Source organism: Paenibacillus sp. J22FR83 (genome assembly GCF_059691955.1).
In genome coordinates this window covers 335322-350835 of the sequence record NZ_JCAUAM010000007.1, presented here as the reverse complement: position 1 = coordinate 350835, position 15514 = coordinate 335322, and the positions used below count along the sequence as shown (strand labels likewise).

Below are 15514 nucleotides of genomic sequence, written 5' to 3'. Positions count from 1 at the left end.
ACATGTCGAAAACAAGTGAAAGTGTCACCGTTTTTAAGATATCGCTCTGAAGCGGTATCCCCCTTTCTCCCCATGTACTATAATGCAAATACAAAGACCCCCGACCTGAGCGGAGGGAGATCAACTATGCCAAACGGATGTGATGAGCACCATGATGTTGCCCTTCTTCGGTTTTCTAACACGCAGCTTTTATATCAAAATGATCCTAGTCATGCTGGCTGTCTCCATCATCCCGCTGATTGTATTATCCTATATCTCCATATCCGTCTCCAGTTCCACTGTGGAAAAACAGGTCAATCGGCTGAATGCCCAGCTCGTCAATCAAGTTGTGGACCGCATTGAACTGACGATGTCCAGGTTCCGAGAGCTTAGTGAGCAGTATTCCCGTATTTCGTCGATCCAAAGCGCACTGGTGTCGCCATCCTCCCAATATTTCGAAGAGGTTGTCCGCAAAAAGGATCTAATCTCGGTTCTCAGCACCGCTTCTGCCGTGATCGGCAATGTCGAAGGGTTGCAGGTATATTCCAACATTACGGGTGAAGTTTTATCGTCGGATGAGGCTCCCTCAACCTTGGAACGCTCACCTTTCAAGCCCTTGATTCAAGAGTTCCTGGCAAAGGGCCAATCCAGCATGTTCCTAGATAAGAGCTCACATCCTGAGTTGAAAATACTGCAAAACTCCACCTACTATATCGGCCGAATCCCTTTCGAAGTCTATGAGGATATGCGCGGGGTGCTGTTGATTTCGATGAATAACGCGCAGTTTCAGCAGCAAATTGAGAATATTCAGCTGGGCTCGCTCGGATCAGTATCGCTCCTAACGCAAAGCGGCGTTACCATAGCCACAACCAGCAAGCTAGAGCGCAGCCAGGATGATGTCCGTACCCGCAGCATTCTAGCGCATTGGGTCTCATTAGGGAAACCAACGCAATTCGAGATGGATACGTCTATCATTTCCGTGAAACAAACGAAAACCTTTGATAAATGGATCGTCATCTCGGAAATTCCTTCACAAGAGTTGACCCAAAGCGCTGACATCATTCGCAAGACCGTCACCTATTTTCTCCTTGCGCTTGTCACGGTCGGCGGCCTGTCCGTCATCGGCTTCGGATATCAATTGTATCGCCCATTGCAAGCAGTGAAGCGACAGGTCGATGCGATCAAAAAAGGGAATTTCGATGCTCGGGTCACTTATTTTGCCAATAATGAAATCGGCGATTTAGGACGCATGCTCAATGCGATGGCTGTCCGTATTCAGGACTTGCTCTCCGAGCAGCAGGAATCCGAAGATATGAAGCGCAAGCTGGAGATTCGGGCGCTGCAGTCGCAGATTAATCCGCATTTTATGTACAATACGCTCAATACGATTCGCATGTTTGCTATGCTGAAAGATTACGACAACATTAATACCTTGATGGGGAAATTCGTCTCCTTGCTGCGTTACAGTATGGAAAATTACGATCAGAATGTGCCGCTGCAGCAGGAGGTGGACTATCTACAAGATTATATTGGTCTGTTGAACATGCGGTACAAATACCAGACCAAACTCCATGTCGACATTGAACCGCCTCTGGAGGCCATGTACATCCCTAAGTTAAGCTTGCAGCCACTTATTGAAAATGCCGTGTTTCATGGGATTTTACCTAAAAAGAAGGCTGAAGGCCACATCCACATTCGCGTGTATACGCACTCTGATGATGCTTCTACTGTTATTGAGATTGAAGACGATGGAATCGGTCTGGATGAGACGCAGCTGGAGAAGCTGCGCGTGCACATGCAGCAAGAACAATTGGGCGAAAATATCGGTCTCAAAAATGTTTGGTTACGAATGAGACTAATGTTCAGCAAGGAAGCGCAGATGGAACTATTCTCTCCCAGCGATCAAGGCCTGTTGATTCGTTTCCTGCTTCCCCGGGATTCCGTACGTTTGAAGGAGGTGCAGCATGAGCAGCTATAAAGTGTTATTGGTCGAGGATGAGATACCGGCAAGAACTGTTTTTCGGCATATGATCGAGGGACATAGCGACATGTTCGCACTCGTTGGTGAAGCAGAGGATGGAATCGAGGGCCTTGAACTCTTTTTACAGCATAAGCCCCAAATGATCGTGACAGATATTACAATGCCTGGGATGAACGGCTTAGAAATGCTCCACGAAATCGAACAAAGCGGTGAAGGGATGCCGCAAATGATCATCCTGACGTGTCACAAAGACTTCCACTATGCGCAACAAGCCATTCAGTTAAAAGCCGCCGCCTATTTAATCAAAGATGACTGCCTTTCTGATCCTGAATTGCTTGCCCGCACTATGGAGAGCCTTGCCCGGCAGGCGGTTTCACTAGATGAAACTCGGGAAAAGCAGCTGCTCCTAGAGCAAAAGGTACGCTCGAACGAGATGGAGATTGAGCAAAGTACCTTTCTCGATATGCTTCGTTCCTCGGACGCCGAGGCCGAGTGGCTTCAGAGCTTGGAAGCAGCCCGCATCCCTGTAGCTAGAGGGAACTTCCATGTGCTGCTGCTGGAACTCGATCGAAGCTCGCTGCGCTTCTCGATTGATCAGCAGGAAGAGCTGAAGCTGTGGCAATTCGCCGGGGTCAACGTCTTGAAGGAGCTGCTCACAGCTCGCGGGGCGAATAAAGTCATCGCCTTGGACAAGGGGCGTTTCTTTGCGATCTATGCGCCTGAGGGGAACCCGTCCCATGGAGAGGCGCTCCTTGAGCAGATCATTCAATCCTTTACGGCTTATCTGAAAATGAACCCGCTCATGCTGGAATTCCGAATCGAGCGGGGGATAGGCGATCGGCTAGCAGAGCTGAAGAAGCTCGTGACGGCCGCTTATCCGTTCTTTTATCCCAGCAATCCAACCGCTTCGCGCTCCGCTTGGGCTGAGAAGGTCACATTCCAACATATCCCCGAGAACTATAGTCGGCTATGGGTGAAGATCTTGAAGCAGGCGTTGCTGGAACCGCTTCGCAGCGCAGCCGCCCTCGAGCAGGAGCGCAACTCGTTCTTCCGGCAAGCGATGGAACAACGGTGGGACCCGGAACAGATCAAATCCTTATATCTACGCGTATTTCTAGATATTAGCCAATTCACGGCTGAATCCGATGAATTCGTGGAGCTAGAAGCTGCGTTCCGCAAGAAGCTTGAGCAATGTCAAACGTTCCACGCGGTACATGAAACGACATTCCTTTTTTTCCGTAACTTACAGAAACTACAGGGGGATGGCAAAGCAATCGATGCCTCGATCTCCCGTATGATTCAGAAGATGTACGAGGATCTCAGCTATCCGTACAAGCTGGAAGAGCTGGCTGAATCGATCAATTACAGCGTGCCTTATTTCAGCAGTATGTTTAAGAAGACGACTGGCGAAAGCTTCGTTCAGTATTTAACCCGACTGCGTGTTGAAAAAGCCAAGCTTTTACTCCTAACGACAGATCAGAAAACGTTTGAGATTGCCGAATCCATCGGCTTCGAGAACTACCGTTCGTTTAACCGAATTTTCAAAAGAGAAACTGGCTTGACGCCTTCGGATTACAGACGGGTGCAGAGCGAGTAGGCACAGCGCAATGTTGTTGACTCGGTATCCACCCCATTCAAATACCCCTGCAAGGGAGTACTTCTCGTGAAGCGCTTCCTGCAGGGGCATTTGTGTATCTATGAAGTTGCTATTCATCATCTTCCCATTTACGGGAATAAGCCTTCTTCGTTATCCAAATCGTTAGCCCAATCACGATAATAATCGCGATCACACTGCCAATAATCGCACCAACCACCTGTTACACGCCCCTTTTGTCTGCTCCTACGTCCCATTGTATCAAAAGTCATCTAGCCCGACAGCATCGACTTCGACAATTCCGCGACAGAACGCAACCTCACAACCTCTAGAATAGATCCAACTGCCTCGGTGCCAGCCCCTCGTAGTCGAGACCCAGCATGCTCATCAACGTTTTCGCATTGCCTGCTGCATGTCCACCGGAGTTGTTGTTGAAAATGATACAAATTTCCCGCGTCTGCTCCTGCAAGCGGAGCAACCTCACCTTCCACTCGAGCAATTCCTGCGGATTGTAGTCGTATAGATATCTCACATCGCGCCAGTTGGCCTCGTTCGTCTGCACCCAGCCTCCCACGTTGCGTCCGTGGAAACGAACCATCGTCATGTCGGGATGCGTCGCCTCCAACACGATCGGAACAGATCCAATCCCTGCCTGCGGCTCGTCGCAGATGCTGTGCATCCAGCCCTCGCGCTTCATGAAGGCCAGCGTCTTGTCCCGCATGTCCTCCTTGAACCAGCTCTGGTGGCGGAACTCCAGCGCTAGCGGCACATCGCCCATTCTTGCCTTCGCCTCCCGAATCACATCCACACTTGCCTTGTTGCACGCAAACCACGGTGGATATTGGAACAGTACAGCCTTCAGCTTCCCCGCTTCCTGCACAGGACGAATCGACTGCCGGAATGCCTCGAACATCTCGTCTGCCCCGCCAGCAAAAGGATTCTCTCCCCGCAGATGGCCCGTCATTCCTTGGTAGGCTTTGATAATAAAACCGAAATTCTCAGGTGTCTCTTGGACCCACTTCGCATAATTCCGCTGGGGCTGTACGGCATAGAAGGAGGTATCTACCTCCACGATCGGAAAATGGGACCCATATGTCGTCAATTTCCCTCTACTCCCGCCCAAGTCATGGTCACCCCAACCTGCTAAGCCGATGTTGATCATTGTTATCACCTCGAACTCCGTGATCATTCGCTTTCTCAATAAGCATTCGTACATCTATCATAACATCTTCCTGCACGATACCATAAAATTCATCTTCGCATGGCGATTAACTGGATTTCCTACATCTATTTCAGGATAAAACTAGCCTTTCGGGAGTTTAACTGGATTTCCTACATCTAATCTTGTTCGAAATGTCATATTTGGCCCTGTTGACCTGAAATAACGGGAGGAAATCCAGTTATTATGCAAAAAGACGTTATTTCTTTGGAATTAGCTGCAGAAAATCCAGTTATTCATAAAAAAGCGCGTCCCCTTCAAGGAGGGACGCGCTTTCCTTATCATTCGTTGACAGCCAACCAATGGCCAGGCGTCACTTCGACGAACCGCGACCGCTCTAACCCGTACGGATCTTGTATGGAGGAATCCAAGAGGGGGACGAACGCTTTACGGGACTCCACTGCCGGATCAGGGACTGGAATTGCCGCGAGCAACGACTTGGTATACGCGTGCATCGGATTCGCATACAACTCTTCGCTCTCTGCGAGTTCAACAATTTTACCTTTGTACATCACGGCTACACGGTCGCTGATATGTTTAACCATCGAGAGGTCATGAGCGATGAATAGGTACGTCAGCCCTAATCGCTGTTGCAGCTCTTCTAGCAGCTTAACGATCTGCGCCTGAATGGAAACATCGAGAGCCGACAACGGCTCGTCGCAAACGATAAACTCAGGCTCAACCGCCAGTGTTCGAGCAATGCCGATCCGCTGCCGCTGCCCGCCGGAGAACTCATGCGGGTAGCGCATCGCATGCGAGGGGCTAAGACCAACCATCTCAAGCAGCTCCTCGATCCGATATTGCCGCTCCCCCTTGCTCTTCGTCATGCTGTGAAGGTCCAACGCCTCACCGATGATGTCAGCAACGCGCATACGGGGGTTCAGGGAGGCATACGGATCTTGGAAGATCATCTGCATGTAGCGGCGCATTGTCTTCATCTCCCTACGGGATAGCTGATTAAGCGAGATCCCCTTGTACAGCACCTCGCCGCCTGTCGCCTCGTTTAACCGCAGGATCGTTCGCCCGGTAGTAGATTTGCCGCAGCCTGATTCTCCTACAACGCCTAACGTCTCCCCGGCACGGATATCAAAGCTGACATCGTTGACCGCTTTGATGATCTGGCCTTTGCCTAAATTGAAATGCTGTCTAAGCGACCGGACCTCCAGTAGGGGGCGGTCATCTGCTGAACGCGTGACAGCGGAAACTAGCTTAGGTTTCTTTTTCTCGTCGAGCCTTGGCAGTGCGTTCAATAGACGCACCGTGTAGGGATGCTTCGGTGCCGAGAATATTTCCTCTGTTGTGCCCGTCTCGACAACCTCGCCATCCTTCATGACCACGACCCGGTCGCACATGCCGGCTACGACACCTAGATCATGCGTAATCAAGATGATCGATGTGCCGAGCTTGCGTTGAATCTCCTTCATCTGGTGCAAAATCTGCGCCTGAATTGTGACGTCGAGCGAAGTCGTGGGCTCGTCCGCAATCAGCAGCGATGGTCGACAAGCAAGTGCGATAGCAATCATTACACGTTGACGCATACCACCGGAAAACTCATGGGGATACTGTAAGTAGCGTGCTTCTGGGTAAGGGATCCCAACCAGCTTCAGCATCTCAATTGCTTCCCGCTGTGCTTCTTCCTTGCCAAGCCTCCGATGCTTGATCAAACTCTCTTCAATCTGCCGACCGATGCGCATCGTCGGGTTCAATGAGGACATCGGATCTTGGAAGATCATGCCGATATCGCGGCCGCGAATCTGCTCCATCTCGTGATCTGACTTATCAGCGAGATTCTGCCCATGGAAGAGAACCTCTCCCCCCTTCACCATGGAAGGCGGCGAGGGCAGTAACCTCATGATTGTACGTGCAGTAACACTCTTCCCGCTGCCGGATTCACCGACGATTCCCAGTGTCTCGCCTTCGCGGACCGAGAAACTCACGTTACGAACCGCTTCTACTTCTTTATCGCGAGCATAGAAAGAGACAGATAATTGCTTCACTTCTAATATGGATGTCATATAATCACCTTCGAGTTGGGATAAACTTGAAAAGAAAGTTTCTATCATTCGTAGTTACATGTTAAAATATAAGCTATTCGAATCGCAACTATAAAAAAAATGTATATTTCAAATAAATGAAACTATTATTGACCATTGACATTTTTAGCTGCCACTCTTAAAATCTACTATATCGATCGGAATAATGCAATATAAACTGACCGACAAAGGAGCATACGAACTTGACCGGGCACACCTCAGCTATCGATACACCTCTAGTCGACCGACTCGGGAACCTTTTTACTAAAATGCTATTGCATCCAACTTATCGCTTTCTGCTAGTACTAGCCGGAGCGCCCTTGCATCTAATCATCTATGGCGTCTACTTATCCAGTAAGAAGAAGAGTATGCACAGGGCAAATTTGGACAAGTTAGAACAGCAATGGATTTCCTCTGGATATCGCGATCAGTTGATCACGGAGGCCCAAGAACAACTCCAGCGCAAGCATCGGTTCTTCGAACAGAACGTCACACCCGAGAAACTGCATCGCGAAGCTAAACGAATCGGGACAATCAAGTTCAGAGAAGCGTTATTGCGTCACCTTGATGCTGAGCAGGATGGGAAAGGCAGTTCGCAGGCAACGTATGCCGATACATTTACACGATTAATCCGGCACCCGGCGTTTCTTGCTATATCCATTATTCCCGGCGTTCTCATGTACATTCTTATGTTGATCTATAATAACGCTTATTTTAAATATATCGCTGAACGGCTTGTGATGACCATTTTCGTCATTTTTGGTGTAGCCTTTCTCGTCTTTACCATTCTCTATTTATCGCCAATGAATCCCGCTGCCAATATTATTGGGGAAACCGCTACAGCCGAGCAGATTGCTAAGTTTAATCAGCTTTATGGGCTTGATCAACCTTATCTCACTCAGCTTTGGCATACGTTTCGTGGTATTCTGACATTCGATCTAGGCAAATCGTTTGCAGGAAGTGAAGACGTCACCACCTCCATCGCCGCGAAATTTCCCGTGACACTGACGCTAACCGTCATATCCACGATTGTAGCGGTGCTGATCGCACTCCCGATCGGTTTGATATCTGCCACTCGGCCGAATTCCTTCTTCGACTATACGTTCATGCTGATTGCACTAATCGGATTGTCGATCCCTAACTTCTGGCAAGGGCTCGTCCTCATCCTGAATTTCTCAATCAAGCTGCATTGGCTTCCCGCTACCTATAGTCCGCAAAATGCACTAACGATGATCATGCCGATTGTTGTATTAGGAACAGGCCTTACGGCGGCAGTTGCTCGGATGACGCGTTCTTCTACACTGGAGGTCATCCACGAGGATTATATTACGACCGCCCGGGCCAAAGGGTTATCTCGCAGCCAGGTGCTTTGGAAGCACGCCGTAGGTAATGCGCTAATCCCGATTATTACAGTCATCGGACTTCAGTTCGGTGCGATGCTCGGCGGAGCAGCTGTAACGGAGAAAGTTTTCAATATCAACGGGATTGGAAGCTATATCGTGGACAAGCAGTTCATTCCGGATATTCCCGCCATTATGGGTGGCGTCGTCTATACAGCTATCACAATTTCTATCGTCAATGTCATCATTGACATTCTATACGCCTTTATTGATCCAAGAATCCGTTCCAAAATGAAACAATACTAGCAGGTGACCACGTGACCACATCGACACTTACAAAACAAGATATTCATTTCAGATTACGTACCTGCTCCGAATACGGACAGGCCAGCTTTGCGGGGATAGCCTCCTTAAGTTTGGCCCTGGTATTGTTGATCAACAGCTTCGAAGGAGCTCACTTGGCTGTGCATTCAGCCGTTTTCGCTGCCTTTGTCTCTTATTTGGTCTTTGCACTTCTTCAACTAGGAACTATGGCGTTAATTCGCAGAGATTTGCTCCGCTATGGCGAGATACGCCGCACCACTCGTTGGTTAGGCTACCTGTTATTGCTCAGCTTGCTGACCGCTAATATTTTCATCGTTACAGCTGCGTTTCAGCTTATCAAACGCAAGAAGAACGCAGCGTATATTCTCTCGTTCTACGCTTTGTTGACGACCCTGTTCGTCTTCGCCGTCTCAGCTCTAAACGTCTTCAAACCGTATGTATCTAACTTGTTCGTACCGGGCATGGCCCTCATTATAGTTGCGGGAGCCATTCAACTACTTGCGCTGCTTCTGATCGCCCGATTTGCAGATGAGCACATGCTGCCCAAGTGGTTGTGGGTCGTCGCGGTGTTGCTGCTTGCAACTGCTCTAACGGGCAATGTGTTCGCTCTTGCGCTTGGCATCCTGTTAATGTCTAAACTTAAGAACAGGAATGATACATCGGGCACCAAATTGAATGAAGTTGTTGATCGGCTGTCCCGCAGCTCTACGTCTATGCTAGGTCTGTGGTTCATCGGCTTCCTAATTTCAATCTCGTTGTGCAGTTATTTAACTTTTGACTACGGGATGGCAATCGACAATAATTACGGAGCTATCCTGCAATCGCCAAGCCTTACCTATCCGCTCGGTACGGACAACTTCGGTCGATGTCTGTTCTCTCGCATCGTCTTCGGTGCGCGTATCTCGCTCTTCGTCGGTATCCTCTCCACCTTGATCCCCGTCATTGTTGGAGGGGCGCTGGGCGCAATATCGGGCTACTACGGACGCAGCACGGACAATCTCATCATGCGAGCGCTTGATATCTTGTACGCCATTCCAGGGATCCTGCTAGCCATCGCAATCATCGCAGCATTCGGTGCCAGCACGGTCAATCTCATTCTGGCGCTGAGCATCGGGGCCATCCCTACGTATGCTCGAACCATGCGAGCCAACGTGATGCTCGTCACTACGCTTGAATATGTGCAAGCCGCGCGCGCTTTCGGCGCAGGCGATTTCATTATTTTGCTCAGACATATTATCCCGAACTCCATTGCACCGATGATTGTTAAGTCTACGCTAACGGTCGGCGGAGCCATCATCTCAACGAGCAGCTTAAGCTACCTCGGACTCGGCGTCGAGCCGCATATCCCCGAGTGGGGGAATATTCTGAAGGTGGGAAGTTCCTACCTGGAAACTCATGCCTATACGGCCATCTACCCTGGTCTGGCGATCATCGCACTCGTGCTGTCCTTCAACTTTCTTGGAGACGGCCTTCGCGACGCGCTTGATCCTAAGCTGGATTAAGCAAGTATTACAGCAACTACTTGGAATCTTCATTCTTACTCCATGAATTCTCACGTTACTACAACACAGAAGGATATGGAATGAATGTGCGTTCATACACACTTAATTTTATTAGGAGGGTCAATCAATGATTAAGAAAAGCAAGGTCGTCATCCCCGTTCTCCTCGGTGTCTCTATGATGCTAAGCGGATGCAATTTCACAACCAAAGATGACGCAGCAGCGTCACCTACACCATCAGCAGGAGCAACAGCTGCAGCGAATACTACCCCTGTTGACATCGAACTGCTCGGTATGAGCTCCAATGAAACAGACCTTAACATCGTGCGCGATCAGCTTACGAAGAACGGTTTTAATGTTAAGTTAAACATCCAGCCGGATTACGGTACGTTCAAAGCGCAACAAGATGCAGGCAACTTCGACGCTGCCTTGTCCAGTTGGACCACGGTTACAGGTAACCCGGACTATGCGGTACGTTCCCTTTTCAAAACAGGTGGTGACTACAGCATTATGTCCGATCCAGAGATCGACAAGCTGATTGATCAGGCTGCAGGGCAAACAGCAGAGCAGTACACAGAAACATACAAGAAATTCGAACAGCAATTAGTCCTTGATAAAGCCTACATTGCACCGCTCTACAATTCACTCAAAGCACAAGCGTTTAATCAAGATGTTTTGAAAAAAGAGTCTGTACGTCTCTCGAAATCACGCTCCCTGCCTTGGGAAGAACTAGATTTTAAAGATACGGCTAAACGTGCCAAAGACCCGATCGTTCTGCAATCAACACTTCCTTCTCTAACATCGCTTGATCCGATCAAAGGGAATGACGGTTCGATCAATATTATCAACACGAACATGTATGTACGTCTGCTCAACTTGACAGATGATGACAAGCTAACGGCGGAAGGCTCTCTTTCGCATAACTTTGCGATTGCAAACGGCAATTCAGACTATTACTTCTTGCTTCGTGACGACATCGATTTCGCTCAAGTTAAGAATAAGCTAGCGGTTGACTCTGGTGAACGCGTTGGTGCTGAAGATGTTATTTTCTCACTAAACCGTGCTAAGGATAAAAATTCGGTACCGAATCACCGTACATTTACTTTGCATGAACATATTAAAAATGTAGAGCTTGTAACAGACCCTGCCGTGCTTGAATCCGTTAAAGTATCCGGTGGCTCCGACACTATCAAATCAAGTTTGGAAAAAGGTCTAGACGCTAAAATTTCCTCCCTTGTAGCGGATAAAAAGCAAGCAAGCAATAAAGAAGGTAAATATCAAGTTGTCAAGTTGACAACGACGGAACCATTCCCGCAAGTATTGAACTATTTAGCTCATCAATCAGCGGGTATCGTCTCCAAAAAGCAAGTTGAAAGCATCAATACGTACGATGTAGCCAAATATGACGTTAATAAAGACATCGCGTACGGTGACCAAGCGACGATTACGGAAGGCGCGAAATACAACAATACGTTGGCAACAAGCGGACCTTACATTCTTTCTTACAAAACGGACTATGAAGCTGTCTTCTACAAAAACCCAGGTTACATGAAGGGGACGAAATACGAGCCGAAAGTAGACTCCATCAAAATCCGTTTCATCAAAGATGCTGAAGCTTCCTTGTCAGCGCTAAGAAGCGGCGAGATTCACTTGTACTACGGCGTGTCCGAAGTTAAGTTCGACGTTGTCAAAGCGGATACTAAGCTTTCACTCCAAACGATCCCTAGTAACGCTGTGTCCTACCTATTGTTCAACACTAAGAACCGTGAGATTGCCAAAAGCGCTGATTTGAGAAAAGCTGTGCTGTATTCCATCAATCAAGACGAGTTCCTTGCGTACTACAAGAACAATAAGTTTAAAGCGATCTCTACATTAAGCCCGCTAGTCAAAACGGGATTAGAGCTCAAAGCAGACCCTGCTAAAGCGAAGGATTTCTTGAGCAAGTATAACGCCAGCAAATCCAGCAAGTAATTCAGCCAGACTGCCTCATCGTCGATAGGACGGTTAGGCAGTCTCTTTCATACAAACCATATCGCACAGATAGGAGCGAATACCCATGCCAACGCCCGAAACTAACCTAGTTAAACTGTCGCAATGGGATGCACTCATCCTAGAATCACTCAAGACCCTAGAAGCTTCCGCAGACAAGCTGCTTCAGCGGGTCCAAGATGGCCAGCTTCCAGTGGATGAAAGCAAGTTTCAATTCGACTATACGCGCTTAACCGAACTCGCGAATGAGGATCTCGCTACGTTCGAGCAAGCCGTTCGTCAAGGTTACCAGATCAAATACAATACACTGCGCGGCATCGCCAGCTGGATTCTAGTCGTTTTCGGCCAGGAGGCTGAGTTGCAGCTCGAACCCGGTCACGAAGCGGTCGTTGCAAGTCTTACCGCGGAGCAGCATCAACGCCTGACTGCCGTGCTCTCCCATGGTTGGGTCGTGCGCGGCGAGCAAGTAGCTGCGCCTCAAGCGAGTTCAACATACGTCATCGAGCCACTTATTCGAGGTTAAAGATACTCTTTCGATTTGTTCCACGATGCTACTCACGACTTTATCTTTACAACTCCCATGGGAGACGGTATAGTTACCCTATATAGGATTGACCCGGAGGAGCCTGCCAAAAGCGGGCTCTTTTTGTCTTTTTCAAAGAGGTCCTTCCTCACACATAATTCAGGACAATACTGGAAATCATGAAATAACGTTAAATGGAGGCAGATTTAGTGGAATTACAAGCTTACTGGGCAATCGGCATCTTCTTACTGATCTATGCGATTATCATTTCCGAGAAAATTCACCGCACCATTATCGCTATGATCGGCGCGGTGCTTATGATTGTTTTTGGCATTGTGAGTCAAGAGACCGCCCTGCACCACATCGACTTCAACACGTTGGGCCTGCTTATCGGCATGATGATTATCGTAGGCATTACAGCGGAGACGGGGCTATTCAAGTATGTCGCGGTGAAGGCGGCAAAACTCGCCAAGGGACAGCCGCGGCGAATATTGGTCGCACTCGTAGTGATCACAGCGGTGTGCTCTGCCTTTCTAGATAATGTGACGACCGTCCTTCTCATGGTCCCAGTCACCTTGAGTATCACGAGGCAGCTTCGTGTGAATCCATTTCCGTTTCTTTTTACACAAATTATTGCATCCAATGTTGGAGGAACAGCGACGCTGATCGGCGATCCGCCGAATATCATGATTGGCAGCGCTGTGAAAGAGCTTACGTTCATGGCGTTCATCAATAACCTAGCACCTATCGCAATTATTATTATGGTGGCGTATATCCCTCTGTTCCTTGTCCTCTTCGGTAAGCAAATCAAGTCTACACCAGAGCTGCAACAGAGCATCATGGAGATGGATGAGAAGGCTATGCTGACGGATCATAAGCTGCTTTGGAAATGTCTCATCGTGCTAGCGCTCACCATTCTCGGCTTCTTCCTGCATCAGAGCTTGCATCTGGAATCGGCTACGGTAGCACTAAGCGGTGCATTCCTACTGCTTCTCCTGACGGGTGAGCATATGCTGGAGCCGGCTTTTGCGAGTATCGAGTGGCCTACGATTTTCTTCTTTGTCGGTCTGTTCGTACTCGTATCAGGACTTGTAGAAACAGGTGTAATTACACAATTAGCTGTCCATGCGATTGAATTAACAGGCGGTAATGAGCTCGCAACGTCGATGCTGATTCTATGGCTGAGTGCCATCGCATCCGCGTTCCTCGACAACATTCCATTCGTAGCCACGATGATTCCATTGATTCAGGAAATGGGGACTCTCGGCGTGGATAATTTAGAACCACTGTGGTGGAGTCTGGCTTTGGGCGCTTGTTTGGGCGGTAATGGTACGCTGATCGGGGCGAGTGCGAACTTGATCGTCGCGGGATTAGCCGGCAAAGAGGGGTATCCGATCACCTTTGTGAAGTATTTGAAATATGGATTTCCGCTGATGCTTATCTCGATTGTTCTGTCGAGTTTGTATGTATATTTTAGATATTTGATGTGAAAAAGGTGAAGCAATTACGCTTGGGTGTTTAGTGTGAGGCTCTTGCGGCCGAATATTTTCAATAGCTGGAAAAACTCCAGTTATTTTCCCCACTTTAGCTGCAATTTGAAGATTAACTGGAAAATATGTAGCTAATTTTTAAATTTCTGCCGTTTCTGAAGTGAATTCTTGAAATTACATGTATATTTTACAGTTATTCCTACAAAATTGGGAATTCCCATATAATTAACTGTATAAAATCCCGTTATTACGTACAACACACTCACTCCAAGACATAGCCACTTGATGCCCACTTAACTAGAATGGACCGATCACTTCTGACCAAAAAAAGAGCCCCGAGGCCCCCGCCTCTGGCTCTTCTTCTATTTCTTCGTCAACCTTCCGTACGTTTCCTTATCACAAATAACGAACAGCCTTGCCCCCTGCGGAATCTCTTCATGGAGCCTCTTGTTGATATTCAGATGCTCCCCATCTGAGATTAGTGTAGCTCCCTTTTGCAACAAATCCTGAAAAGCATCATGGAACGTCACCCACTTCGCCTGTGTAGGAATCTCGTAGAGATCCTCGCCTTGAGGCGTGCGCGTCAGCAGCTGCGTAAGGATCTTCGAGCTGCCAGGATTGAACGCCGAGCGTACCGCGAGCTGGGAAATCGTCTCACTGCCAAAAATGAATTCATCGATGCGAATATGCTGGAAGTTGGGCAGATTGTGCTTATCGCGAATCTCCACGATCGTGTAGACATGGTTATAGTTGCGCTCGATGGTCGTTGCGACTAGCAAGGTTTTGCCATCGACGAAGGCAGGATCTCGAACCGTATGCTGGAACTGCGTCACCTCATCAGCGAAGATGAAGACTGCTCTTGCCTTCGATGTATTCGCCATTTCGAGTGTCGCCACGAGCTGCGGGTTGCCAAGCACATAATGCACGCGGTCATGCACAATTGGCGATTTGTCCAGTGCAGCTATAAGCACAACCTCTACAAGGGGATCGGAGTTCAGAATCTCGTTAATGGCATTCTCCGCATGCTGACTCCAATCAATGATGACAAAATGGTTCTCCCCCACAAATTTCAATTTCCCTTCCTCCTTCATCCGCTGATACACAAATAAAGCATCCACGACTTTACTAATCGTTATGGAAATGAGCCCAATACCAAAGATATAGACGACGATTCCTAAGCATTTGCCTGCAACTGTGTGTGGATAAAAGTCACCATATCCAACGGTCGTTACAGTCGTCATCACCCACCACAAGCCGTTGAATCTGGTCTCGAAAGTGCTCGGTTCAAGCTCGTACGCTAACAAGGCGCTTCCTCCAATGAACACAACAGCCACGCCAAAAACAAACAGATTGTTCCAACGGATTAGACGCAATAAGAATTTGGAGAAGAAGAGCATGGCGACCTCCCTACAGGCTTCTGCCCAACAATTTCCAGACTATGGATTTAGTATAGCAAGAAAAATGCTTTTAGATGAATGAATTACCAAGAGTCTCACTAAATCCATTCACGATATTTTTTATTTTGTCGGGAATCCGACATTC

Annotated in this window: 10 protein-coding genes; 7 read left to right on the top strand and 3 right to left on the bottom strand. The window is 48.3% G+C overall.

The window, feature by feature from the left end; all coding sequences use genetic code 11:
- Positions 1–151: 151 nt before the first annotated feature.
- The gene (locus tag AC58PV_RS15305; RefSeq protein WP_497433076.1) at positions 152–1957 is read left to right on the top strand and encodes a cache domain-containing sensor histidine kinase; all 1806 of its coding nucleotides are present in this window, start codon (positions 152–154) and stop codon (positions 1955–1957) included.
- Positions 1944–3557, top strand: coding sequence for a response regulator transcription factor (locus tag AC58PV_RS15300; RefSeq protein WP_497433075.1), 1614 nt, complete (start codon positions 1944–1946; stop codon positions 3555–3557). Before AC58PV_RS15305 ends, AC58PV_RS15300 begins: the two co-directional genes overlap by 14 nt.
- 325 nt (positions 3558–3882) lie before the next feature.
- Here the strand turns inward: AC58PV_RS15300 and AC58PV_RS15295 are convergent, their stop codons facing one another.
- Positions 3883–4716, bottom strand: a complete 834-nt coding sequence (locus AC58PV_RS15295) for a DUF72 domain-containing protein (protein WP_497433114.1) — start codon at positions 4714–4716, stop codon at positions 3883–3885.
- 338 nt (positions 4717–5054) lie between these two features.
- Entirely contained in the window at positions 5055–6788 is a 1734-nt protein-coding gene (locus tag AC58PV_RS15290) for an ABC transporter ATP-binding protein (protein WP_497433074.1), read from the bottom strand.
- Positions 6789–7009: 221 nt separating this feature from the next.
- On the opposite strand from AC58PV_RS15290, the gene AC58PV_RS15285 reads away from it, so the two are divergent.
- The 5 genes from AC58PV_RS15285 (at position 7010) to AC58PV_RS15265 (ending at position 13972) form a co-directional block, all read left to right on the top strand.
- Positions 7010–8452 (top strand): ABC transporter permease, encoded by a 1443-nt coding sequence (locus AC58PV_RS15285; RefSeq protein ID WP_497433073.1) that lies wholly within the window; start codon positions 7010–7012, stop codon positions 8450–8452.
- Between the two features lie 11 nt (positions 8453–8463).
- Positions 8464–9972 carry an ABC transporter permease gene (locus AC58PV_RS15280; protein WP_497433072.1) on the top strand — a complete coding sequence of 503 codons (1509 nt, stop codon included), beginning with the start codon at positions 8464–8466 and terminating at the stop codon, positions 9970–9972.
- Between the two features lie 127 nt (positions 9973–10099).
- Positions 10100–11941, top strand: a complete 1842-nt coding sequence (locus AC58PV_RS15275; RefSeq protein ID WP_497433071.1) for an ABC transporter substrate-binding protein — start codon at positions 10100–10102, stop codon at positions 11939–11941.
- 85 nt (positions 11942–12026) lie between these two features.
- Positions 12027–12482, top strand: coding sequence for a hypothetical protein (locus AC58PV_RS15270; RefSeq protein ID WP_497433070.1), 456 nt, complete (start codon positions 12027–12029; stop codon positions 12480–12482).
- 209 nt (positions 12483–12691) lie between these two features.
- Positions 12692–13972 (top strand): ArsB/NhaD family transporter, encoded by a 1281-nt coding sequence (locus AC58PV_RS15265; RefSeq protein WP_497433069.1) that lies wholly within the window; start codon positions 12692–12694, stop codon positions 13970–13972.
- A 362-nt stretch (positions 13973–14334) separates the two neighbouring features.
- Here the strand turns inward: AC58PV_RS15265 and AC58PV_RS15260 are convergent, their stop codons facing one another.
- Entirely contained in the window at positions 14335–15369 is a 1035-nt protein-coding gene (locus tag AC58PV_RS15260) for a potassium channel family protein (protein WP_497433068.1), read from the bottom strand.
- Positions 15370–15514 lie beyond the last annotated feature (145 nt).